Annotated in this window: 12 protein-coding genes; 1 reads left to right on the top strand and 11 read right to left on the bottom strand. The window is 63.5% G+C overall.

Annotated features, from left to right (window positions below; translation table 11 throughout):
• Positions 1 to 14 precede the first annotated feature (14 nt).
• The gene (locus tag IGX34_RS16420) at positions 15 to 965 is read left to right on the top strand and encodes a hypothetical protein (RefSeq protein ID WP_192556813.1); all 951 of its coding nucleotides are present in this window, start codon (positions 15 to 17) and stop codon (positions 963 to 965) included.
• A 249-nt stretch (positions 966 to 1214) separates the two neighbouring features.
• Here the strand turns inward: IGX34_RS16420 and IGX34_RS16415 are convergent, their stop codons facing one another.
• The 11 genes from IGX34_RS16415 to IGX34_RS16365 form a co-directional block, all read right to left on the bottom strand.
• The gene (locus IGX34_RS16415) at positions 1215 to 1964 is read right to left on the bottom strand and encodes a glycosyltransferase family 2 protein (protein ID WP_192556812.1); all 750 of its coding nucleotides are present in this window, start codon (positions 1962 to 1964) and stop codon (positions 1215 to 1217) included.
• A gap of 9 nt (positions 1965 to 1973) precedes the next feature.
• On the bottom strand, positions 1974 to 3158 hold the full coding sequence (locus IGX34_RS16410) for a hypothetical protein (RefSeq protein ID WP_192556811.1): 1185 nt from the start codon (positions 3156 to 3158) through the stop codon (positions 1974 to 1976).
• The gene (locus IGX34_RS16405; protein WP_192556810.1) at positions 3158 to 4357 is read right to left on the bottom strand and encodes a glycosyltransferase family 4 protein; all 1200 of its coding nucleotides are present in this window, start codon (positions 4355 to 4357) and stop codon (positions 3158 to 3160) included. Before IGX34_RS16405 ends, IGX34_RS16410 begins: the two co-directional genes overlap by 1 nt.
• Positions 4354 to 4995 (bottom strand): polysaccharide deacetylase family protein, encoded by a 642-nt coding sequence (locus tag IGX34_RS16400; RefSeq protein ID WP_192556809.1) that lies wholly within the window; start codon positions 4993 to 4995, stop codon positions 4354 to 4356. The genes IGX34_RS16405 and IGX34_RS16400 overlap by 4 nt, the downstream gene beginning before the upstream one ends.
• Positions 4992 to 6161, bottom strand: a complete 1170-nt coding sequence (locus IGX34_RS16395) for a glycosyltransferase (protein WP_192556808.1) — start codon at positions 6159 to 6161, stop codon at positions 4992 to 4994. The genes IGX34_RS16400 and IGX34_RS16395 overlap by 4 nt, the downstream gene beginning before the upstream one ends.
• Positions 6158 to 7315, bottom strand: coding sequence for a glycosyltransferase (locus IGX34_RS16390; protein WP_192556807.1), 1158 nt, complete (start codon positions 7313 to 7315; stop codon positions 6158 to 6160). Before IGX34_RS16390 ends, IGX34_RS16395 begins: the two co-directional genes overlap by 4 nt.
• Positions 7312 to 8670 (bottom strand): phenylacetate--CoA ligase family protein, encoded by a 1359-nt coding sequence (locus IGX34_RS16385; RefSeq protein ID WP_192556806.1) that lies wholly within the window; start codon positions 8668 to 8670, stop codon positions 7312 to 7314. The genes IGX34_RS16390 and IGX34_RS16385 overlap by 4 nt, the downstream gene beginning before the upstream one ends.
• Positions 8671 to 8740: 70 nt before the next feature.
• Positions 8741 to 10006, bottom strand: a complete 1266-nt coding sequence (locus IGX34_RS16380) for an O-antigen ligase family protein (protein WP_192556805.1) — start codon at positions 10004 to 10006, stop codon at positions 8741 to 8743.
• Positions 10006 to 11106 (bottom strand): polysaccharide deacetylase family protein, encoded by a 1101-nt coding sequence (locus tag IGX34_RS16375; protein ID WP_225737530.1) that lies wholly within the window; start codon positions 11104 to 11106, stop codon positions 10006 to 10008. Before IGX34_RS16375 ends, IGX34_RS16380 begins: the two co-directional genes overlap by 1 nt.
• A 45-nt stretch (positions 11107 to 11151) precedes the next feature.
• Positions 11152 to 17583: a non-ribosomal peptide synthetase gene (locus IGX34_RS16370; RefSeq protein ID WP_192556804.1), complete on the bottom strand. Its 6432-nt coding sequence runs from the start codon at positions 17581 to 17583 to the stop codon at positions 11152 to 11154.
• 10 nt (positions 17584 to 17593) lie between these two features.
• Positions 17594 to 24895 carry a hybrid non-ribosomal peptide synthetase/type I polyketide synthase gene (locus tag IGX34_RS16365; RefSeq protein WP_225737529.1) on the bottom strand — a complete coding sequence of 2434 codons (7302 nt, stop codon included), beginning with the start codon at positions 24893 to 24895 and terminating at the stop codon, positions 17594 to 17596.
• Positions 24896 to 24949 lie beyond the last annotated feature (54 nt).

Below are 24949 nucleotides of genomic sequence, written 5' to 3'. Positions count from 1 at the left end.
ACGGGAGTGCTGTCATGCATTGGAAAGCCAAAGCAACGCTGCAGAACGCGGTTTCCCGGCTGCCGCCGGAGTCGTCCTACGCCACTTACTATTGGCTTCAACGTCATTTTGGCGGACTGCGTCATATCAATCCGGTGGCGCGGCTGCGGGCGGGGATCGAAACGTGGCGGCAAATCGAAAAGCTTGGCGGCGACCCGTTCGATAAAACCTTTTTCGAGGTAGGGACAGGGCGTGTGCCCATGACGCCATTGTCGTATTGGTTGATGGGCGCCAGGCGTGTCATCACCATCGATCTGAATCCCTATCTGAAAGAAGAGCTGACGCGGGAGTGCCTGCGGTACATCGCCGATCACGCGGAAGAGATGCAGGCCTTATTCGGCGCGCTGCTGAATCGAAAACGATTCGAAGCAATGCTCGACTTCGAGCGTCAAGGATATTTCGACCTGCAGCAACTGCTCGATCTTTGCCATATCACCTATATCGCACCTGGCGATGCGGCGCGAACCGGCCTCGGTCCCGATGAGATCGACTTCCACACGTCTTTCAACGTCTTCGAGCACATTCCTCGCGATGTGCTGCTGGCGATCCTTGATGAAGGCAACCGCATCATCCGAAGTGATGGATTGTTTGTGCACCGCGTGGACTACTCCGATCACTTTTCACATTCGGATACGCGCATATCGCCGATCAATTTCCTGCAGTATTCCGATGCGCAGTGGGAGCGCTATGCGGGAAACCGCTACATGTATATGAACCGGTTGCGCCACGATGATTTTTTGGCCTTATTCGAATCGGGCCGCCATGCGATTCTTGCGGTCGATCCCACCATCGATGCGCCATCGCTGGAATTGCTGCGCGGCGGAAAGTTGGTGGTGGATGGGCGGTTTGGCGACAAGGCACGCGAAGTGCTGGCGACGACGGAAGCATGGATCGTTTGTGCCAAGGCCGAGCAGGCGTTGGCCTAACCGTGCCAGCCTGGGCAAGAAGCTTGATTATTGCAGTACTCCCTCTCCCCTCCGGGGAGAGGGTTGGGGTGAGGGGTCACGGCTTGCGATGTGCGTCATCCGTGCGCGAGCGTGCTTTAAAAAACCTCGCCCGAACAAAGCGCCGTCGCAAGATTGACCCCTCACCCCAGCCCTCTCCCCGACGGGAAGAGGGGGCGTCGCATCATCGCGGGGGAGGGAACTGCATGCCATCCAGTCCAGACATGGCGCTCATATTCGCTTGAGCATCGCATGCCGCGCATACCGCGCCATGCAGAACGCCGACTGCATCAGCCCCAGCTTGGCGACGCTGCGATAAATATCCCACTGCCAGGATGCCGCCCGCAGCTTATTGGCCGATAGCGATCGTTCGCGTACCAGGTACCAGGCCAAGGGTTCGGGGGATTCCACGCGCACGGCTTTGCCGGCGCGCCGCACCTGTTCCAGCCAGAACACATAGTCCTCATGGCCGATGCGCTGAAACGGCACATCGCCAAGGTCTCGCGCATACATGCCGGTCAGGTTGCCGATGAAATTGCTGGCGAGCATGTCCTGCCAGGTCACCTGCGGCGGCGGGGTTACCTGGCTCAATACGCGACCGTCTTCGGCGACGCGCCAATAGGTGCCGTAGCTGATCAAGGCGCCGCTGCCGCGCATGCTTGCCAATTGGCGTTCGAGTTTCGCCGGGTGCCACCAGTCGTCGGCATCAAGAAACGAAATGTAGTTGCCCCGTGCGGCTGCAATGCCCGCGTTGCGAGCGTTAGCGACGCCACCATTGCGCGACTGGGTCAGGACCCGCACGCGTGCGTCGGCTACGGCATAAGCGCCGAGCATGCCCGGTGAGCGGTCGCTTGAGCCGTCGTCGACGGTGATCAATTCCAGCCGGGCGTGGCTTTGCGCAAGCACCGAATCGACGGCTCGCTGCAGCCATGCCTCGGCGTTGTAGACCGGCATGATGACGCTGACGAGGTCGTTGCTCATAGGGTCGTGTCACGCGCTCTGCGCTTCAGGGGTGACCAGCACACCAGGTGGCGGCAGCTCATAGTCGCGGTAGTCGTTCGGATTGCCGGCCAGCCCCGCTTCTGCGGCCTTGATGATGTTGTAGACCTCGCGTGCAGTGACGTAATGCAGCACATAGCGCTTGCCGTCGTTATAGGTAGCCTCCAGATGGCGGTGCATGCGGTCGGTGGCGTCGCCGAGCAGGGTGTCCATGTCCCGCTCCTGCGTGCCATGCGTGTGGATCTTGATGAAGATCCACTCGGGACGCCCTTCGACGTGCACGCCGGTGTCGACCCATGCGTCGACCCGATCCGGCGTCGGCGGGCAAGCGTGGCGAATGTCGGCATTCTCGATGCGCGGCACGATGCCGAAGCGCCTGCTACGCCAGTTCAATCCCAGCGGCCCCTGCACGATCAGCAGATCGCCACTGGGCTTTCCGCCCACCCGGACAGGCTCACCCGTGTCGTGCGACTTCGGCCGCGCGGGGTCGTCTGTCGCGTAGTAGATCGCGTTGATCATGCGCGTCTGGGTTTCGCTCGGTGCGGAGGGCAGGGTGAAATCGGCGTAGCAGCCCAGTTCGCGCAGCAGGATCAGCTCGTTGTTGATGCCGCACCAGCGTCCGTCTGCGCGCGAATTGTCCAGGCACCAGTTGCCGTGGATAAAGCCGAACCGCAGGCGGCCGGTCTGGGGGTCGCGCGGCAAGGCGTGGTGCTTCTCGTGCAATACCCGATTGAATCGCTCGATGGTGCTGCGGAAGTTCTCAGGCGTGTCATTGTCGTGATGCAGGTGGACTTCGATTTCGCCAAAACCGTCCGCGCACAACGATGCCAGCTTGTGCAGATGTTCCTCGAGGTATTCTTCTTCGGGGTAAAAGAACGTGTGCTGGGGTGGCCGGCCATCGGCGTCCCGATGCGCACCGGCCAGCTTGCGGTAATCGTGGCACCAGCGATCCACCCGGGCACGCTGGGTGGCCAGGCTAGCCTTGCCCCAGGCCGGTTCAAAGTGGTCGACGAAGCAGAACATCACGTGTACCGGCTTGCCGGTCACGCGCGGACGGCGGCGGCGGATGTAGCTTCCAAGCCAGATCTGCATCTGGCGCGCGCGTATGGCCAGCGTCACGGCAAACGCCAGCATCAGCAGCACGGCAAGCGCAATCAGTAGCGTAATCGTCCACATCAGTGCGCTCCTTCCAGCAAGCTCCGGTCAACGATTACGGCATGGTCGCCGGGCAAAAGGGTGAGCAGCTGTTCGGCGTTGTTGCTCCATTGCCGCTCGCGCTGGATATAGCGGCGGGCGGCGTCGCCCACTCGGCGGTGCTCGTCCGATGGCGTGGCGAGGTCCAGCACCCGCTGTACGCACGCGGCGATGTCGCCACGCGGAAACAGCCAGCCAGTGGCGCCGTCGCCGATCACTTCGGCCACGGGTGCGTAATCGGGCGCGACCACGGCAACCCCCATGCCCATCAGCTCGAACAGTTTCATCGGCGAACCGTAATGATTGGAGTTGGGCAGCACGGCGTAGTCCATGCAGGCAATCCAGCTTGCGATATCGTCGTGGGCAACCCGGCCGGGCAGGAGCACCCGGTCGGATAATCCGCGTTCCGCCACCAGCGCACGCACGGCCGGCAAGGTCCGTCCGTCCCCGACAAATACCAGGGCCAGCTGCGGCGCTTCATCCAGGCGCGCGGCGATGGCTTCGACAAACGCATCGACGCCATGCCAGTGCGCGAAGACACCGATATGGCCGCAAACGATGCGGCCGGTCAGTCCGCGTTCGGCGCGCAACTTGGCAGTGTCAAAATGCGCAGGATCGAAGCGGGACAGATCGACCGCATTGGGCGAGACCACGGATGGGGCGATCTGGCCATAGGCAGCTTGCGCCTGGTCGCGGAAATAGCTGGATATGAACACCAGTCCGGTGCAGTGACGCAGGCACCATCCCTCGATGCGCCGCGCCAGACCCTTCAAACGCAAGGGCCGCACGCGCTCGACCAGGGCCGAGTCGTTGATCTCCAGCACCAAGGGAATGCCGTGCCGCCGCGCCAGCCACACCGTCGCGCAGAGAAACAGCGAATAGCGTTCGTAGATCAGCTGCGGCCGTTGCCGACGAATCGCGGCGCCGACACGGAACAAGGTGACGAGGTTGTAACCAAGCTCAAGGCATTCGAATAACACACCCGGCATGCGGGTGATGGCTGAAGCAATGCGGCTACGTTTCGAACTACTTTGCGCGGTCGACTCATGTTCGGGGTCGGCGCCGGGAAACGACAGAATCGACACATCGTGCCCCAGGTTTCGCAAGGCATGCACGATGCCGCGAATATGTACGCCTTCGACGTGGCGACCGCGGGTGCGATGGTGATAGAGAATCTTCATCGCGCTTCCTGCGGTAACGCGCAAAAGGCATGACCATCGCGCAGCCATTCCGGCAGCAGCACGCTGAGCGCGTCGCGGGCGCGGTCGCTGTCGTCGTGCATCAGTACGATATCGCCGGGTGAAGGCGGGTCTGCGCGCAAGCGGTCGACCATGACGGGAGTCGGCCGTTCCTGGTAATCGAGGCTGTCGTACGACCAGTAGACAAAGTTGCGCCGATGCAAGGCGAAATAACACAACAGATCCGCGCCCACGTAGCCGTGCGGGGGGCGCATGCGGTGATGCAGGCGGCCGTCGAAGGCGCTCAGCAACGCGTCGGTCTGGTGGATTTCGTTAAGCTTTTTGCGGGTCGTCATCCGTTTGAACGACCAGTGGCTATAGGAATGATTACCCAGCATGTGCCCTTCGGCAACGATGCGTTCCACCAGTTTGGGATGGCGCTCGATCTTTTGTCCCACCAGGAAAAAGCTCGCTTTCACGCCATGACTGGCCAGCAGATCCAGTAGCGGTGGCGTATAGATCGGGTCGGGGCCGTCATCGAAGGTGAGGTAGCGGATATTGTTTCGGCCCGAACCCTTGGTCTGTACCAGGGCATCCGGAAACAAGCTCAGCCAATGCTGTTTTCTCGGTCTCATATTCATGCGGATACACCTGCAGTGGCCGATGACTCCACTGCGGCGTGCAGAATGGCGTCCAGTTGGTGAATATTGTCTTCCCAGCGAAAACCGCGTGCGTGCGCAGCGATGCGCTTGGTGTTCCATCGCCTTGAACTGGCCTCGATCAGTGCGGTGGATAGCTCCTGCCGCGCGTGCGGCGACACCAGGATGCCAGCGTAGTGAGGCACAACTTCCGGAATGCCGCCGACGTGGCTGGCAACCACGGGGGTGCCGCATGCCATCGCCTCCAGCACGACATTCGGCACGCCTTCGTTATGGCTGGGCAGGCACAGCAGATCGGCTGAGCGGAACCAGTCGCCTAGCTCATCATGGGCGACCGCGCCGACGAATTCGACGTGTTCAAGGCAACCCAGCGCCTTGGCGCGTTCAAATAGCGCAGTGCGGGAAGCACCCGTGCCGACGTAGACCAGTCGCGCCAGGGGTTGTGCGGCGAGCAGCGCCGGAAAGGCCTCGAGCAGATCGATACAACCCTTGGAAGCCTTCAGGTTGCCCACGAACAACAGCAGCGGCACATAGGTCGAAAGCCCCAGCTTTGCACGTGATTCGGCACGCATGCCGGGATGGAAAATGGACGTATCGACACCGTTGTAAAGCACGTGCACGTGGGATGGCGGCGTCCCCAGGCCGGTGGCCTTGATCGCCAGCGCGCGGCTGACCGCGACGACGCCCGCCGCCCCCTTCAGTGCCGAGCGAATCTGCGGGCGCTGCAGGAGATGATTGGCCTGCACGTTGAGGTCGCTGCCGTGCACCTTCACGACATAGGGAATGCGCAGCCAGCGTGCGAGCCAACCGACGGCGGCACCGTCGGGGTAGGCCCAGCTGACGAGCATGCAATCGTAGTGCGCGCGCCGTATCTGGCGGCCGCGCTGCCATAACAATGATAGAAGCCAGCAGATCGCATGGAGCGAGCGGCCGATGCGCGGAGGAAACACAAAGACGAAATGATCGGTATGCAAGTGGCGGGCGTTTATCTCACCACGGCGTCCGCCGAGCCATTCGCGAAAATCAATGGAAGTGATGACGTCCACGTCATGCAACTGTCCCAGGCGTTCGAACTGCTGGCGATTGAACGCACCGCGCAGCGGGTCCCAGGGCGTCGGAAACAAATTGGTCAAGATCAACACTTTCATCGGATCTGGCCATCCCCTGAGCCGTTATGAAGTTGTGAGCCGTTATGAAGTTGTGCGCCGTCGTAAAGCTGGGCGTAACGCATCGCCATCGTCTCCAGCGATCCGTAACGCTCGACCCATCCGCGCGCCGCATGACCCAGCGCCATGGCACGCTGCGGTTCCTGCAAAAGCACCTGCATGGCCTCAGCCAGTGCCGCCGGATTTCCCGCCGGCACCAGGCTGCCGGTAATGCCGTCACGCACGATCTCCCGGTTACCGCCCACGTCGGTAGCAATGATGGGCAGCGCGACCGCGCTCGCTTCCAGCAAGGCCATCGAATAGCCCTCGCTCAGCGATGACAGCACGAACAGGTCAAGTCCTTGCAACCATTCGCGCACGTCGCTGCGATCGCCGAGGAAATGCACGCTATCGGCTACGCCCTCGTCGATGGCGCTCTGTTGCAGGGCGGCACGAAGTTCACCGTCGCCGATCAACACCAGGGCGGTATCGGCATGGTGTTCGTGCACCTGCTTGAACGCACGGATGAGTCCGAGCTGATCCTTGGTCCAATTCAGGCGCCCGACCGTGCCGATGATGCGGGTCCGCTCAGGCAGGTTCAGCAGACGTGCGATCCGGTCATGCATTTGCGGCGAGGCGGTCTGGAACGCCTCCACGTGGATGCCGTTCGGTACGACCTGCGCCTTGGCCGGCGGCACGATGCCGCGCCTGATCGCATCGTTGCGCGCCGCTTCGCAGACGGCGACTACGGTGTCAGTGCGTGCCAGCGCACGCCGGTACAGCCATTCCCGCCGGCGCGCGCGACGATTCACGCCCATGCCGTGACGCGTATTGATCACCCGGCGCATGGGCAGGCCGCAGGTGGCTAGCACGGCCTGGTAATGCGCCACTGCATTGTGGGTATGCAACACCTCGGTGGCATGCGTGCCCACCATCTGGCGGGCGCGGGCGAGCGCGGTCAGGTCGAGGCCCTGGCGCTTCCCGCAGGCCGTCACCGCAATGCCCAGGCTGTCCAGTTCATGCGCCAACGAACCGGATGAATACAGGCATACGACCTGGCAACGATGACCCAGCCGATGCTGGTATTTCACCAGCTCCAGCACCATGCGCTCCAGGCCGCCACGATCCAGGCTTTCGACGAAATGGGTAATGTTCACGGCGTCAGCTCCGATACCGTGACGCGACGCTTTCCGCTGCTGGTGAGCGGGATATCGTCGACGAAGTGGCAATGCAATTGCATGCTGTCGCCCAGCACCTTGTCGACTTCGCGGCGTATGTACGCCAGCGAGGCCTCATTGAAGGCGGCGCCGCGTACGATGGAGAGGTCCAGCCGATCGAGGCTGCGCTGCACCAATTGAAAGCGTTGCAGGCCGGGTACGTCCTTGAGCATGTGCGGAAAAAATTCACCGGGCAGCACGTGGCCGGCCGGCGTACGAATGGCGTCCAGGATGCGGCCATCGACGCGCGTCAGCAGCGGCAGGCCACGCCCGCAGGCGCAATGCTCCGCGGAGGCCGTCGCCATGTCGCCATTGGCGTAGCGCACGAACGGCATGCCGTAATTGAAAAGGTCGGTGATGATGACGTCGCCGGTCGTGCAGGCGCTTTCGGCGCCATCGGGGAAGCGCAACTCCACCACCAGATGATCGCTGTTGACGTGCAACCCATGGCGCTGCTCGCACTCGCCGGCGATCAGCATGAACTCGCGGCAGCCATAGGTATTGAACGCCGGCGCCCCGAACGCCTGTTGGATCGCCTCGCGCTGGAAGTCGTGCATCGCTTCGGCGCCACCGATGATGGCTTGCGGTTGCCAGATCCTGCGGCCGCAGGCGATCAGCCATTCGGCCAACTGCACCAACGGCCCGACATAGGCGACGATGATGTCCGGGCGATAGCGGTCGATCGCGTCGGCGTATTCGGCCATATTCGCTTCGGTCATCTTGAAACTGTTGAGCACGCGGCGCGCAAAAACGGCGTTGTAGAGGCGATCCTTGAACTGATGTGCACGAGTGGGATCGCCGACCGGTCCGCCCCACAGGAACAGGGTGCGGCGCCCCATGCGCGAGCCCGCCCATTCGTAGCCGCGCCACATCACGGCGGTCCGGCGGTCGTTGCTTTCGCGCGTATAGCCGAAGCGCATCGGTTCGCCGGTCGAACCGCCGGTCGCCTTGTACAACAGGCGATCGCGCCAGGAATCGGCTTTGAGTTCGTCGAAGTGCTCGCGGATATCGGCCTTGGTCAGGATCGGCAGGGCCGTGTAGTCGTCGAGATTGCGGATGTCCCTGGGGGCGATCCCAAGCTCACGCCAGCGCCTGCGGTAGTAGGGTACTTCGCGATAGCAATGTTCGAGCAAGCGCTGCAGCCGTTCCCACTGCAGTGCCGCGATGTGTTCCGGAGCCAGCCATTGATCGCGCCGATAACCATCGAGATAGCTCAGCGTGCGGCGGCGTCGCAGGCCCGCCTCGTAGGCTGGAAAGAGCACGCGCTGAAAGGCCGCTTCATATAAGCCGCTCATGCCGCACGCCTCCTGCGCCACGATCGGTACGCGGCGACGGCTGGATGGAGAAGGGCGGTACGATGGCTGCTCATGTGGATGTCCGCAGCAGCACGGCAACCAGGACGAAAAAACCGGCGATGCTGCCGGCAGATGCAGAAAACCACAGCCACGCGTTGTTCGTCAGCTTGAACAGGCGCAGCTCGGGAAAGCGTTGCCGCGCACTGATGTAGTAACCCACCACCATGGCGGCCAATAGATACATCACCACCGTATAGCTGCGGCTGAGGAAAAAAGCCGCCGAGTACAGGCCGCAGAGCGACAACAACAAGGCCAGCGCCATGCGCTGTTCGCTCTGCCATGCCTTGGCGCGTGCCGGATCATCCAGGCCATCCGGCTTGTGGCGCAGCACGGTCAGCATCATCCAGAAGCCGTAGACCACGAAAGCCAGCCATAGCATGTAGCCGATAAAACCGGTCTCGGCCAATACCAGCACGAAGGAGTTGTGCGCGGTGAGGTCGTTGTATTCGGTGAAATTGCCTGCGCCGACACCGAATACGGGATGGGACAGAAACATGTGCAAGCCTTCGTACCACGCATTCACGCGGCCGGATGCCGATTCTTCGTCCGGATCCAGCTCCTGCATGCGCGACGAGAGCAGCTTCATGCATGCCAGGCCGACGACACCCAGCGTGCCGGCGGCAATGAAGCCGCGCCGATACCAGATATATACGCCCGCTACGATCAGTACGGCGAGAAGCGCGCCGCGCGAGTCGGTGAGGTAGGTGCCATAGAACAGCAGCGCCGCACAGGCCAGCCAGAACAGGCGCAGCATCAGCCCGCGCAGCGTGCTGAGATAGACCGACATGGGAAGTGCGGTGGCGAACAGCAGGCCAAGGTCGTTCGGATCGTTGAAGATGCCGACGTATTGAATACGCCCGTCTTCGGAAATCGGTACGCCGGTCCAGCCCACACCGTCTTTAGCCTGTTGGACGCCGTGCAGGGCCAGTACCACCGAACACAGTACGAATACGGACATGGCGATCTTCACACGCTGCTGCGTATTGCATGCCGCGGCGAACACGAAGAAGGCGATAGCGATCGGGCCGAATTTTTCGAATTGATCGAGCGCGCCGCCGAACCAGCCGTTGACCACCACGGAGATCATCAGCACCAGCAAGAAGATGGGAAGAATGATGAACTGCGGCGCCGCGAACGTCTTGGCGTTGGAAGCCAGCCAGCATAGAAAGGCCGCGATCAGCACCACCGGCAAAATCGGTACGCCGGTAAAAGCCTCCACGTATTCCTGCGGCCGGATGATGGTCAGGACCAGATAGAGAAGGATCAACGGAAACATCAGGCGTGCACCTGCTCGTGTGCCGGCCCGTAGTTGACGGTCGGATAACTGACCAGGCTCGGCAGCGCCACCATGGCGGCGAACCAGCCCGGACCCATCATGCGTTCGACAGGAAGACGGAACAGCGCGTAGCGGTTCGATGCCGGGCGCGGGTTGGTACCGCAGATGTAGCAGACCGCCAGCTCAAAGCCGGTATCGCGCGTGGCGTTCATGACGGCCTCGTCGAAGGCGCGATCGCCGCCGACGGGGTAGGACATCAAGGTGGCAGGAGCGCCAAGCTCGCGATCCAGGGTCGCCTTGGATTGCCGCACCTCATCCGTCATCTGCGCACTCGACATCTTGGCCAGCATGCGATGGTGCACACCGTGCGAACCGATTTCGAAGCCGTCGGCATGCATCTCGCGGACCTGATCCCAGGTCATCGGGCGGCAATCCTCAGGCCGCCCGTCATTCGGCATCCCCCACTCCTGTTCCAGCCGCGCGATCATCGCTTCCTGCTTCAGCGCATCGATGCTTTTCATGTTCTTCAGGACGGTGCCGGCGAGCGAACGGCGCAGGTCGCGGCCCTGCGGCATCGGTACGTCCATGCCTATTTCCGGCAGCACCAGCCGCGGCGCGGTGGCAAGCAGGATCATGTGCACAAGCCAGTCGTAGCCAAAGGGCTTGCCGGTATCGATATGACCGGTCGAGACGAAGAACGTCGCAGGAATGCCCAGCTCGCGCAGGATGGGATAGGCGATGCGGTAGTTGTCGTCGTAGCCATCGTCGAAGGTGATGGCCACGGCATCCGGCGGCAGCGGATCGCCTTTGTTCAAGGCGGCGGCAACGTCGCTCAAGCGCAGGGGCGTGAAGTGTTGTTTCACGTGCAGCATCTGCGCACGGAAGCGGTCCGGTGACGTGCTGATCAATTCCAGATCGAAATCGAACGTGGCCGGGTCGGGCAACGGCATCACCCGGTGATAAGCCAGGATGCGCAGATCCCGTTGCCACCATGAGCGCATGCGTTGCAATGAATGCAGTGCGCCGGTGCTGTAGCACAGCTCCGCCACCCGTCCGCGGATACCGGACGCTCTGCCGTGACCTTCGTCCTGATTCAGCATGATGGAGTCCTCATATCGGTTTTCCCCCGTACCGATGCATTCATGTCAGCCACGCCCGAACCAGCGACCCAGGCGCGAGCCGAGTTTTGCTGGAGGCGGCGTCTTGGCCGCGCCTTCGGAAAGGCCTGCGGCCAGCGTACCGAGCGTGCCGTTGGCGATATCCAGCAGGTTCAGCGACATGCCGGTCTGGCGCTGTACGCGCGCCGCCATGTCGACCGCCATCAAGGAATGGCCGCCGATGTCGAAGAAGTTGTCGCTGGTGCGAACGCGGGCGATACCCAGCAGTTCCTTCCATAGCGCGGCAAGCAACTGCTCGTTGGCAGTCTTCGGTTGCGTGGCGCCATCGATCTCCTCCGCACCCGATGATTCGGCCGGCAGTGGCAGCGCGGCGATATCCACCCGGCCGCTCGCCAGCAAGGGCAGAGCATCGAGCAGCACCAGATGCTGCGGCACCTCGTGCACAGGTAGCGCTTCGGCCAGGGCGGCGACCAGCCGATGGGTCTCGAGTTCATGCCCGGGCGCGGCGACGACATAGGTGTCGATGTGGGCGCTGCCGGCATGATTCATCCGCGCAACCGCGACGGCATGCGCCACCCCCGGCTGGCTGAGCAATTCCGCTTCAACGGTCGCCAGGTCGACTTCGCGGCCTTGAATACGTTCGCGGCGATCGATGCGGCCCATCTCCTGAACATGGCCGCTCACCAGCCAGCGCCCGCGACAGTGGGTACGTTGCAGGCGCAGGTCCGGCGACACTGCCCAAGCCCGCACCGGGCAATCGCCATGGGCCATCGCGCGCCTGCCGAACGGCCGGCTCAGCGATGCGCCAGCGACGTGGATTTCGCCAATGGCCCCGATCGGGCAGGGTTGCTGCTGGTCGTCGAGAATCCATACCGCCGTATTGGCCAGCGGCCGGCCACTGTGCAGGCTCTCCGCGGGCCGTTCGATACGGCCGCCGCTCGCGACCAAGGCACCGTCGGCGCAGCCCGATACATGCCAGATGCCGGCGCAGCGTTCGGCGACTTTTACGGCCAGCTCGGGCGTCGGCAGGCCGCCGATGCAAACGGCCTTCATCGCCATGGGGACCATCGCGCTCGCGGAAACCATCGCGTGCCAAGTGCCGGGCGCGGCGAACATGGCACTCGCCCGATGGTTCTGCACCAGTTTGACCAGTGCTTCGCCGTCGCGCGCCTCGCCTTGGCTGGCAAGAATCAATTCGGCGCCGAGCGCCATCGGCAGCAGATTTTCGACGATCGCGTCGCTGGTCGCCGGTGCGGCGGTCGCCAGGATGCGATCGTCCGCCGACAAGCCGAGCGATTCGATGAGCCCTTGCAGCACGTTGGCGATCGCGCGATGCGTAAACGCCGCGCCACGCGGCCGGCCGTCAAAGCCGGGCCCGTAGGCGACGATCGCCAAGCTGTCGTCGACATCTTCCTTCGCTGCACTGACACGGTCGCTCGCGCTGCCGATGATCTCGACCGTATCCGCATCGAGCCATAAGCCCTGCGCACGCGGCCACTGCAGCGTGGTTTCCAATACGCTGTCGCCCACCAGCAAGCTGATGCCGGCATCGGCGATGATTTCTTTCAGGCGCGCGGCCGGATCGGTGGCGTCGAGCAGCACGCAGATGCCGCCGGCCTTCAGAATGCCCAGCGTGGCGGCCAACCGGTTGATGCCTGGTTCGGCGGCGAGACCTACCGGCGTGCCGGCATTCGCACCGCGCGCGCGCAGGCAATGCGCGATGCGGTTGGCGCGTTGCTCGATCTCGTTATAGCGAGTGCCCCAGCTGCCGAAGGTCAGCGCCGTTTTGTCCGGCGCGCGGTCGACTTGCTGTTCGAACATGGCAGGTATGCTGTTGGGCAAGGTCGCTGCCACAGACGTCGCATTCCAGGTCTGCTCCTGGGCCAGTTCGGCATCGCCGATGGCGGTAAGCGCGCTGATGCGTTGCTGCGGGTCCTTGCTGACGCGCGCCATCATGGCCAAATAGCGGTCGCGCAACAGGCGTGCCGTTTCGGCCTGCAGAATATCGGCGTTATAGGTGACGCCACCGACCATGCCCTTGTTGCTCTCAAGGAACCATAGGCCCAGGTCTTCGGTGGCGCCGCTCTGGAACAGCAGGATCTGTTCGTGCGCCAGGCCACCCCAGTCCACCACGCGCTGACGCGCATCCTGGAACGAGAACAAGGCCTGGTAGAGCACCGCGCCACTGCCGGCGCCGACGCGCAGTTCCCGTTGCAGGTATTCGAGCGGCACGTCGGGATGGCCGAAGCTCTCGATCGCCGCACATTTCACGTAACGAACGAAATCGATGAACGAAAGCGTGGTGTCGACGTTGATATGCAACGGCAGCAAGTTATTGAAATAGCCCATCACCGATTCGACTTCGGTCTGGTTGCGCGCACGCACCGGCGTGCCGACGACCAAGTCGCGTTCGCCGGCCATGCCGCTGAGCAAGACGTAGTACAGCGCCAGCAAGGTCATGTTGAGCGTGGCGTCTGCCACCCGCGCGACGTCATGCATCGCGTCGACGGCCTCCTTGGACACGCGAATCCATTCGGTGCGGCCGATGCCGGACATGCCCGGCCGCCGCGGTTGATCGGTAGGCAGGGCACGGATATCCGCCATCTTCGCCAGGCGCTCGCGCCAGAAAGCAAGCTGCGCCTGGAATTGCGGCCCTTCCAGCCATTGCGTGTGCCAGGCGGCGAAATCGCCGTAGCTGACCGGCAGGGGCGCCAAAGGCGAGGGCGCGTCCTGGATAAACGCCCGATACAGCGACGACAGCTCGCCATACAGAATGTCGAACGACCAACCATCCCAGATGATGTGATGGGGCATGAAGAAAAACACGTGGTCGTCATCGCCCAGGCGAAACATCCGCGCGCTGAACAGCGGTGCCTGGGTGAGATCGAACGGCGTATCGGTAAGCGTCTGCAGGTGCTGCATCAGCGTGGCTTCCCGCTGGCTTTCCGCCAGGCAGGAAAGATCCTCGGCCGGAAACAGGCGTACTTCGAGATCGGGAACGACGATCTGGGCGACCTCGTGCCCGTCGCGGAGGAACGCTGTGCGCAGGATCGGTTGGCGCTGGATCAAGGCTTGCAGCGTAAGCTGGAAGGCCGCCTCGTCGAGATGGCCGCGCAAGCGATGCGCGGAGGGCGCGTTGTAGGTCACACGGCCGGGCTGCAGTTCTTCCAGCGACCACAAGCGGCTCTGCATCAAGGATAGCGGTGCGCGGCTTTGATCCACGCGCCGAGTGATGGGCTGGATGGCGGGTGCGACACCGCTGTCCACCTGCGTACGGATCGCCGCGGCGAGTGCGGCAATCGTCGGTGCATCGAACAGGGTGCGGAACGACAGCGCGATGCCGAACTCGCGATTCAGGCGAGCGGTAAGCTGCGCAGCCAGCAGGGAGTGGCCGCCCAGGGCGAAGAAGTCGTCGCGCACGTCGAGATCGGGTAGCGACAGCACGCTTTCCATGGCTGCCGCCACGCGACGCTCGTCGTCGTTGCGCGGGGCGATCCGCGCGGTGTCCGCGGCGACCGAATGGATTTGCGGCGCCGGCAGCGCCTTGCGATCGGTCTTGCCGTTCGGCAGCAGGGGAATTGCATCGAGCGGGATGACATGTTGAGGCAGCATGTAATCCGGCAAGTGTTGCTTGAGCGGTTCGCGCAGCGTCGTTTCGTTGAATTGGGCGTCTTCGCGCATGACCACGTAAGCGACGAGCCGGACATCGCCAGGACGATCCTCGCGTGCCATCACAACGGCCCGATCGACGCCGGGCACGTCAGCAAGCACGGCTTCGATTTCGCCCAATTCAATCCGATAGCCGCGCACCTTGACCTGAAAATCCAGCCTTCCCAGGTGTTCGAGCATGCCGTTCGCCAGCCAGCGGCCGCGATCGCCGGTGCGATACATGCGCGCGTCGCTGCTGCCGGCGAACGGGTCGGGCAGGAAACGTTCGGCATTGAGCTCGGGGCGATTCAAATAACCCAGGGTGACACCGGCACCGCCAATATAGATTTCACCCGGCACGCCAAGCGGACAGGGTGCGCGCCGTTCGTCCAGGATATGCACCTGGGTATTGGCGACCGGACGCCCGATGAAGATGCCGGAGCGCGGCTGCTCGACCCGCCAATAGGTCGAATAGACGGTGGTTTCGGTGGGGCCGTAGCCATTCCAGACTTCGCTGCAACGCTGCAGCAGTGCTTCGGCCAGATCGACTGCCAGCGGTTCGCCGCCGGATACGGCGCGAAAACGCTCGCACCCCTGCCAGCCGGCCTCGATCAGGATGCGCCAGCCGGCAGGCGTGGCTTGCATCATGGTGGCATCGCTTTGCTCGACCAGCTTGCGCAGGGCAGCACCATCACGTACGTCGTCACGATCGGCAATGATGACTTCGGCGCCGACGCTCAACGGCAACATCAATTCCATGAAGGCGATATCGAACGACAGCGTCGTCACGGCAACCAGTCGATCGTCTTCGGCGATGCCCGGCACGCGTTGCATGCTGGTGAGGAAATTGGAGGTGGTGCGATGCGGGACGCGCACACCCTTGGGGCGGCCGGTCGAACCGGACGTAAAGATCACATAGGCCACGGAGTCGGGCGTCGCCGCCGCATCATCGCGCGGCAGGCGCGTGGCAAAAGCCAGTTCGATCGCATGGGCATCGCGTGTCAGCGATAGCACTCGCGATGGCGCAAACGTAAAAGCGGGTGGCGTGACGTCGTCGACGATAAGCATGGCCAGATCGGCATCGTCGGCCATGAAGGTCAGACGATCGGCGGGAAACTGTGGATCGAGCGGCACATAGCCGGCACCGGCCTTGAGCACGGCGAGTACGGCCGCCAGCATGTCCGCCTTGCGCGACAGCGCAATGCCGACCAGTTTGCCGCGGCCGACGCCGCGCTCACGCAAGATGCGTGCGAGCTGATTGGCGCGCCCCTCCAACTGGGCATAACTCAGTTGCCTGGCGCCGTGCCGTACGGCAGCATTATGTGGGACGCGGTCAACCTGATGCTCAAAATACTCGTGCGCGAGTTGCTGTTCCGGATACGGCGTGCTTGCCGGCTGCAACGCCGCGATTTCGCGCTGCGCAGCTTCGGACAACAGGCCGAGCTCCTGCACCCCCATCTCAGGTGTTGCGACGGCATTGCGCAGCAGGGTTTCGTAGGCGTCCAGCCAGCCACGAATGGTTTCGCCACGGAACAGGTCACTGTTGTATTGGCATTCCAGTCGCAAGCCGTCGCCCAGTTGGACCGCGTTGACGAACAGCTCGAAATTCTCGAAGGCGCGCGCGTTGCCGGAGAATTCAAAGCGCAGGCCGGGAAAGGAGACCGTGCGCTCGTCCAGCGCCTGGTCCAGGTTGAACAGCACGCTGACCAGCGGAAGCCGGCCCGGATCGCGCGGCATCGCCAGTCGCGCGAGCAGGCTGCCTAGCGTGTATTGCTGATGCTCGAACGCATCGAGCAGATCGCCACGCAAATGATCGAGCACCGTAGCGAACGAAGCTTGGGGGTCGATCGCGGTGCGCAAGGGCAACACGTTGACGCAATGACCGACGAGATTGTGCTGCCCATCGACCGCCTGGCCGGCACTGGGGATACCGACCACCACATCGTCCTGACCGGTCAGGCGATGCAGCAGGGCGCTGAAGGCGGCCAGCAGGGTCGCGTAAAAACTCGCGCCGCGCTTTGCGCCCATGCGCTTGATATCCGCGATCAGCGCAGCATCCAGCGTGCGGTCTTCGCGTTGTGAAGCGAAGCTGCGATGACGATGGCGCGCGCTATCGGTGGGAAGATCCAGTGACGGCAGTGCGCCGCTGAAACGGCTGAGCCAGTATTGCTCGTCGGCGTGGCCGCCCTCGGTGTCGGCCCGCGTCGTTTCAGCGCTGGCGTAGTCCGCAAAGGCGTCCGCCGGGACGGGGCCGTCGCCTTGGCCCCGGTGCTGCGCATACAGTGCAGCGAGATCGCGCACGATCACGCCGAACGACCAGCCGTCGCAGACAATGTGGTGCGCGGTAAAGATGAGCAGGTGATCTTGTGCGGCAAGCTGCAGCAGTTGGGCGCGCACCAACGGACCGTGCTCCAGATCGAACGGCGTATTGACGGCAAGGCTGAGTGCTGTAGCGACGCTTTCTGCGCGCTCGGCTTCGCCCAGCCCGGACAGGTCGTCCGTGGCGCAGTCCAACGGTACGTGGATGGCGATGCAAAGCTCGTTGCCGTCCGCACTCAGGGTGGAGCGAAGCGCTTCATGCCGATCGACCACGCCTTGCAGTGCTGCCTGCAGGGCCGCAACGTCAAGCTCGCCAGAAAACCGTATCGATACCGATTCGTTATAGGCAAGCGAGGCTTCCGGCTCGAGTTTCGCGGCCAGCCATATCTCGCGCTGCGCTGCCGTTGCGGGTACGACCCGAGCGAGTGCGGCGCCGGCGAACGGATCGTAGTCGACCGCCGTAGAGAGCATGCTCACATCACTGGTGTTCATGGGTTGCTCCTTATGCACTCACTCTCATGTACTTGCCCGGTGCATCGGGGTTGGGTATGAACCAGGTCGGCTTGCCTTCCTCGTCCTTGCCCAGGCGCGCACCAGCGACGGGCGGCTTGGCAGCATCCAGCGGAAGGGCTTCGACCTTTTTGCGGCGGGGCAGGAACTCGGCTTCCTGCAGTTCGAGCACGGCGTCCTTGAAGGCCTTGGCGATTGCCACGAAATCCGCTTCGCCATGTGCGGTAGTGAAGAAGCAGGGGAAGTTGTCGAGGATATGGATGCCGCGGCTGCGCATCATCGCAAACAGCAAATCCTGCAGCGGATGGTCTTCCAGGAAGTTGGTCTTCCAGACGGAGGCAAAGTGCGTCACCTTGATGGGTGCGCCCACTTCTGCGCAGAACGCGTTCAGTTCGTCAGCCAGCGATGCGGTACGCGCATTGAGTGCGTCCTGCAAGGCGGTGCCCGCGGTCTTGAGGTGGTCAAGCACTGCATGTGCCGCTGCCAGGGCCAGCGGGTGACGCACGAAGGTGCCGGCGAAGTAGGTGACGCCGACCGTCGGAATCGACCCATCGCCAAACTGCCAGCCGCCACCATCGAGCGCATCCATGTATTTGCGCTTGCCTGCGATCACGCCGATCGGGAAGCCGCCGCCAACGACCTTGCCATAGGAGGCGAGGTCGGCGTCGATGCCGAGCACCGCCTGCGCGCCACGCGGGTGCGAGCGGAAGCCGGTGACCACTTCGTCGAAGATCAGCAAGGCGCCGGCATCGCTGGTGATGGCACGCAGTTCCTGCAGAAACTCGCGCGGCTGGAAGTCGGGCCGCCGGCTCTGGACCGGCTCGACCAGCACGGCGGCGATCGACGCGGCGCGCTCGCGGATAATCGCCAGCGCTTCAGGCGTGCCGTAGTCAAGCACCAGCACGTTTTCGGAGGTGTTGCGCAGGATGCCCGGCGCGGCCGGCACCGAGCGCAGTTTCTTGGTGCCGCGTACGATCACCTCGTCGAAGATGCCGTGATACGAGCCGGTAAAGATCACCAGCGTGTCGCGGCCGGTGACGGTGCGGGCCACACGGACGGTTCCCATCACCGCTTCGGAGCCGGTGTTGCACAACGCAGCGCGGTCGAATCCAGTGAGCTCGCAGACCTGTTTCGCGACGACGCCGGCAAGCGGATGCTGCGGGCCGATTTCATAGCCCAGGTCGAGCTGCTTGCGCACGGCATCCAGCACGAAATCCGGCTGCCAGCCGAACAGGTTCATGCCGAAGCCATTCAGCGCATCCACGTATTCGTTGCCGTCCAGATCCCACACCTTCGAACCTTTGGAGCGTTCGATCACGATCTGATAGATGATTTCCTTCAGCAGCGGCCGGAATCCGTTGACCACGCGCGGATCGGCCAGGTGCGGACGATGTTCCTGCGTATAGTCCTTCGATCGCCGCGTGCGCTCGATATAGCGGCGCATGAACGCATCCAGGCGGACGCGCTGGCGGCCAGTCAGCTCGGTCGAACCGGAATGGATGCGCGCGATCGCACCGAACGCCTTTTTGACGTCGTAGCTCGTATGCGCGAGCGCCGCCTCTTCGTCTTGCGGAGTATCCGCGGTCGGCACGGCCAGTTGTGCGGCGACAGGTGCCGGCGGGGCAACCACGGGTGCCACCGGCGCGGTGACGGGTGCCGGGCTGCCCGCTTGTGCTAGCAGGGCCAATTGCTGCTGCATGATCAGCATCTGTTGCTGGATCACGTCCTGGATCAGTCCACCATTCGCAGGAAGAGACATCGCGGATACCTGGCTTGTCGCGGTGGCGGGTGTAGCCGGTGCCGTGGCGACGACGGCTTCGGGCGCGGTGGCGACGGCTGCGGCCTCGGGCGGCAGCAGCCGATCGATATGCTGGGCGAGACTGCCGAACGAGGAATGCGCTTCCATCAGTTCGCGGAAGGTGATCTTCAAGGCGAAGGTCTTCTGCAGTTGCAGCGCGACCTGGGTCAGCGACAGGGAATCGAGACCGAGTTCGACGAAATGCGTGGCCGGATCGACGCCGTCGAATTCTGTACCGGCCACATCCTCGAACAACGTTTGCAGTTGAGCGACCAGGCGTGTAGTGCGTGCGGCAGATGGGGCAGGGGCCATGGCGGCCTCCGGAATAAGGTTGAGGGGTGCGGCAGTTGCCGCGACAGCTTCCACGCGCACAGGAAGCGGCACGACGTTAGACGGCGTAGCCGCCGGCAATACAGCAGCAGCCAGTGGGGCGTCGATCCAATGACGCTTGCGCTCGAACGGATAGGTCGGCAGGCGCACGCGGTATTTGCGTTGCCGGCGATCCAGTTGACCGACCGCAACGTCGACGCCGCATGACCACAACTGTCCGACGGCATCGAGCCAAGCGGCGCGTTCGTTCGACGGGCTGTCCGCCAACGAGGCCAGTACCACCCGGCCGCGGCTTTGCGTGTGCTGGCGGGCCAGCAGGCTGAGTGTGGTACGCGTGCCTATTTCCAGAAAAGCATGCTGCGGTTCGGCCAGCAGGCTCTGCAATGCCGTCGAAAAACGCACGGTGCCGCGCAGGTGACGCGTCCAGTAGTCCGCCGACGTCGCTTCGTCATCGCTCAGCAGGCTGCCGGTCAAGGTGGACGCGATCGGAATGCGCGGCGCGGACAGCGCGATATGTTCGACTTCCTGCCGGAACGGGGCCAACGCAGGGTCCATCATGGAAGAGTGGAAGGCGTGGGACGTGTGCAACAGCCGGCAGGCGATACCGGCTTGTTCGAGTTCCGCCTGAAATGCCTGGATAAGCGGTGTTTCACCCGACACCACGCAGGCATTGGGCGCGTTTTCGGCAGCGAGCGATAACGTGGCTGGCAGGCGTGCCGCCAGTTGTGCGGCATCCAGGCGCACGGACAGCATCGAGCCGGCCGGCAACGCTTGCATCAGGCGCCCGCGGCGAGCGATCAGGCGCGCGCCATCGGCAAGGCTCATCACGCCGGCGATCACCGCCGCGACGAATTCGCCCACGCTGTGGCCAACCATGGCGATGGGTGCCACGCCATAGCTCATCCACAGGCGCGCGAGCGCATATTCCATCGCAAAGATGGCCGGCTGGGTCAGTCCGGTGGCGCGCAGTGCATCGGCATCGTCCGCAAACAGGCGCTCGCGCAAGTCGAAGCCGAGTTCATCGCGAAGGATTTCCGCGCATTCGTCCAGTGCCGCAGCGAATACGGGTTCCTTCGCATATAGCCCGCGCCCCATGCCGGCGTACTGCGAGCCCTGGCCGGGGAACATGAAGACGATGCCGGGTGAAGGATTGAGCGCGGTCTTGGCGGGCAGGGACGCTGCCAGTTCCTGCAGCCGTCTTGCGGCGTCTTCAATGCTCTCGGCAACAAGATGGATGCGATGTGCAAAGCGCTTGCGCCCCTTGCACAGGGTCCAGGCGATATCGGCCAGCTGGGCGCCCGGTTGCTGTGCAAGATGGCAGCCCAGTTGTTCCACCGCATGGCCGAGCGCCGCATCGTTGCGCGCGGAAAGCAGCAATAGCTGCGGGCCATCGGCGGCTTCGGAAGGCTCGCGTTGCGGCGGTTCCTCAAGGATGACGTGCGCGTTGGTACCGCCAACGCCGAAGGAACTCACGCCCGCGCGCAGCGGACCGCCATCGAAGGTCCAGGCGCGCAAGCTGTCGTTGACGAAGAACGGCGAATTCTCGAGGTCGAGCTTTGGATTGTTGGCGCGAAAATGCAGCGACGGCGGCAGGCGTCGTTCGGCCAGGGCCAGGGCCGTCTTGATCACGCCGGCCGCGCCGGCTGCCATCACGAGATGACCGACATTGCTCTTGACCGAACCGATCGCGCAGATACCACGTTCGTGCGTGCTCTGGCGGAATACCTGGGTCAGCCCCTCGATCTCGATGGGATCGCCCAGCGGTGTCGCCGTGCCATGGGTTTCCACATAGGAAATCGAATTGGCCGGTACGCCGGCGTTATCCAACGCCATTGTGATCACCGCGGCCTGCCCCGCGCTGCTGGGCGCAGTGAAGCTCGCCTTGCTGCCGCCATCGTTGTTGACCGCAACGCCGCGAACGACAGCGTAGATCGGATCGCCGTCGCGCAGAGCATCCGAGAGCCGCTTCAACAACACGACCGCGGCCCCGTCGCTGAAGACCGTGCCGCGCGCATCGGCATCGAAGCTGCGGGTGTGCCCATCGGGCGACAGCATCGAGCCCTCCTGCGACACGTAACCACTGCGCGGCGGGCACGCGATCGACGAGCCGCCGGCAAGCGCCATATCGCAATGACCGGCACGCAAGGCATCGAAGGCCTGGCAAAGCGCGACCAGCGAGGTCGAGCAGGCGGTGTTCATGCTGATCGCCGGGCCGGTAAGGTTGAGCTTGTGTGCGACGCGGGTGGCGAGATAGTCCTTTTCGTTGGCCAGCATCACCTGGAACGCACCGAACTTCTCGACCAGGTCCGGCCGCGTGCTGAGATGGCGCTGGAAATAGCTGGCGTTATGCATGCCGCCAAAGACACCCACCGGAACGTCATGCTCGTCCGGCACGTAGCCGCCGCGCTCCAGGCATTCCCAGCACAGTTCGAGGAAGATCCGCTGCTGCGGGTCCATCAACTCCGCTTCGCGCGGCGTCATTCCGAAAAATGCCGCGTCAAAGTTTTCCACGCCATCGATGACGCCGCGCGCCGCCACATAAGCCGGATCGTTGCGCTGCTCCGCCGGGATGCTCGAATCGAGCTCGTCAGCGCCAAAGAAGGTGATCGATTCGCGGCCGGCGCAAAGGTTGTCCCAGAACGTCTCGACGTCGTTGGCACCCGGGAAACGGCCGGCCATCGCGATGATGGCAATCGGTTCGGCAGCGCTGGACGGGCGATGCTGCGAAAGACGCGAAGCCAGCGCGGTGCGTGCGTCGCCATGCTCGATCATCGCGGCGAGTGCGGCGGGGGTGGGCGCACCAAAGAAGGCCGCAATGGTGGGTACGCTCGACGCCAGCTCACTGTGTATGCGTGTCACCGTGCGCACGGCCAGCAGCGAGTTGCCGCCAAGCTCGAAGAAATGATCGTTGCGGCCGACCTGATCCAGGCCGAGCATGTCGGCGAACAGTTCGCACAGCCGCTGTTCGGTTTCTCCTATCGCCGGTACGTAGACCCCGGCCAGTTCGGGGCGCCGGTTGTCGGGTGCGGGCAGGGCGCGACGATCGAGTTTGCCATTCGCCGTGACCGGCAGCGCATCCATGGCGATATAGATGGCCGGCACCATGAAGTCCGGCAGCACACGCGCCAATGGATCGCGCAACGTCCTGGCGTTGATGGATGCATCCTCGGCGACGTAATACGCCACCAGCCGTTTCTGTCCCGGTCGATCTTCGCGGACCAGCACGGCGCACGCGCGCAGGCCAGGCTGGCTTTGCAGAACTGCTTCGATTTCGCCGGTCTCGATCCGGTAGCCGCGGATCTTGATCTGGCCATCGGCCCGGCCGACGAACTCGATCACACCCTCCGGCAACCAACGCACGAGATCGCCGGTGCGATAAAGGCGCTCGTCGTCGGCGCCGAACGGATCGATAACGAAGCGCTCGGCGGTCAGTTCGGCGCGCGCCAGGTAGCCACGCGCCAGGCCGGCACCGCCGATATACAGCTCACCGATGACGCCCGTGGGCACCGGTTCGCCGCGGCTGTTCAATACATACAGCGTGGTGTCGGCGATCGGGCGGCCAATGGGAATCGAGCGCTCGTTGGCGTCGATGTCGCGTGGAATGCGATAGGTCGCCGCAAACGTCGTGCACTCGGTCGGGCCGTAACCGTTGATGATGGTGACACGGGGCAAGGCGGCGTAGGCCTTGCGCACATGCGCGACCGACAACGCTTCGCCACCGATCAATAGCTGCTCGAGACCGCGCAGTTTCTGCGCATTTTCATCGATGATCGCGTTGAACAGCGCCGCCGTCAGCCAGGCGATGCGTGCACCGTGGCGTTCGATCGTGTCTTCCAGCCCACAGCCGGTGGGAATGCGTTCGCCGTGCACGACGCAGGTGCCGCCGTTGAGCAGGGCACCCCATATTTCCAGCGTAGATGCGTCGAAGCCGAGCGGCGCGGCGTGCAACAGACGGGGCTGCCTGCCGAGATCGACATAGGTGACCTCACGCACCAGGCGGATGATGGATCGATGGGTGATCTCGACGCCTTTGGGCGTGCCGGTGGAGCCGGACGTGTACATCACATAGGCAAGCGCGCTGCCATCGACAGCAGGCGGCTGATACGCCGATACATCGCCTTGAAGTTGTTCAAGCTGCACAACCGGCAATTGGATGCCTGGTAGTGCCGGCGCATCTGGGCCGGCGATAATCAGCGCGGCCCGTGCGTCGTTGATCACAAAGGCCAGGCGTTCCGCCGGATAGCCCGGATCCAACGGGAGATAAGCGGCGCCCGCCTTGAGAATGCCCAGGATGGCGATCAGCGCTTCCGGCGAGCGCTCAAGCAGCAGCGCGACCGGCGCTCCCACTTTGACACCCGCGGCGATCAGGCTTGCAGCGACGCGGCCGGAACGCGCATCCAGTTCGGCGTAGGAGAGGCTGAGATCAAGCGATTCGATGGCCGGTGAACGGGCGTACTGACGGGCCTGCTCCGCGAACAGGGCATGCACGGTATCAGCCGGACGGCGCGACACAGACGTGGCATTCCATTCGACCAGCATGCGCCGACGTTCAGCCGGATCGCAGACGTCGAATGATGATAGGTCGGCATCGCTGGGGGCGCACAGCCATACAAGCGCGCGCGTGACGCAGGCAGCGAGCAAGTCGATCGCGGCAGCACTGAGCGGGGCGCGAAACGCCACATCGATCCGTGCAGCAGAGACTTGCACGCACCAGTAACTGTCATTGGCGCCGCCTGAAGCATCGCATGAAGGTTCGGTATCGAACGAATGAAGGTCGTTGCCGACGGCCCATGCAGTACGGCAGCCGATCGGCGCCGCGTTGCTGAGCGACCGGCAGAATCCCTGCAGCCATGCATCGCGTCCACCGGTGCGCGACACGTCGATCGACAGCTGCCTCGATGCGTGACCATCGACATGACTGGCAGCAACGGCTTGCACGCCGGTGAGTCGGGATTCGACCAGCGCCAGGGCGGCGCAAAGCATCGACGAAGTACTGGTGCCGTGCCGCCGTGCTGCTTCGTCGAGTGCGGCGGTGGAGGATTTATCGAGCGCGTATTCGCGGCACGTCCAGCCGGCTGCGCCATTGCCGGTTTGAGCCGGCAGCACGTCCCACAACATCCCGCCTTCAGCCGTACCGTCCTGAGGCTTGGCAATACATGTGTTCATGAGGTTTCCGTCCTCCGTGCGGGTGCTCTGGCAGCGCCGGGTTGCGTTACGTAA

Origin of the sequence: Dyella acidiphila (genome assembly GCF_014863405.1) — a bacterium.
GTDB classification, from domain to species: domain Bacteria; phylum Pseudomonadota; class Gammaproteobacteria; order Xanthomonadales; family Rhodanobacteraceae; genus Dyella_B; species Dyella_B acidiphila.
The sequence above is the reverse complement of the archived record's forward strand: the minus strand, read 5'-3'. Positions and strand labels throughout refer to the sequence as shown.

Bases quoted from the DNA above. Each gene is read 5' to 3' on its own strand.
- IGX34_RS16370 (WP_192556804.1), bottom strand. From the start codon at position 17,583: ATGAACACCAGTGATGTGAGCATGCTCTCTACGGCGGTCGACTACGAT.
- IGX34_RS16405 (WP_192556810.1), bottom strand. From the start codon at position 4,357: ATGAAGATTCTCTATCACCATCGCACCCGCGGTCGCCACGTCGAAGGC.
- IGX34_RS16420 (WP_192556813.1), top strand. From the start codon at position 15: ATGCATTGGAAAGCCAAAGCAACGCTGCAGAACGCGGTTTCCCGGCTG.
- IGX34_RS16380 (WP_192556805.1), bottom strand. From the start codon at position 10,006: ATGTTTCCGTTGATCCTTCTCTATCTGGTCCTGACCATCATCCGGCCG.
- IGX34_RS16365 (WP_225737529.1), bottom strand. From the start codon at position 24,895: ATGAACACATGTATTGCCAAGCCTCAGGACGGTACGGCTGAAGGCGGG.
- IGX34_RS16395 (WP_192556808.1), bottom strand. From the start codon at position 6,161: ATGAAAGTGTTGATCTTGACCAATTTGTTTCCGACGCCCTGGGACCCG.
- IGX34_RS16400 (WP_192556809.1), bottom strand. From the start codon at position 4,995: ATGAATATGAGACCGAGAAAACAGCATTGGCTGAGCTTGTTTCCGGAT.
- IGX34_RS16415 (WP_192556812.1), bottom strand. From the start codon at position 1,964: ATGAGCAACGACCTCGTCAGCGTCATCATGCCGGTCTACAACGCCGAG.
- IGX34_RS16410 (WP_192556811.1), bottom strand. From the start codon at position 3,158: ATGTGGACGATTACGCTACTGATTGCGCTTGCCGTGCTGCTGATGCTG.
- IGX34_RS16375 (WP_225737530.1), bottom strand. From the start codon at position 11,106: ATGCTGAATCAGGACGAAGGTCACGGCAGAGCGTCCGGTATCCGCGGA.
- IGX34_RS16385 (WP_192556806.1), bottom strand. From the start codon at position 8,670: ATGAGCGGCTTATATGAAGCGGCCTTTCAGCGCGTGCTCTTTCCAGCC.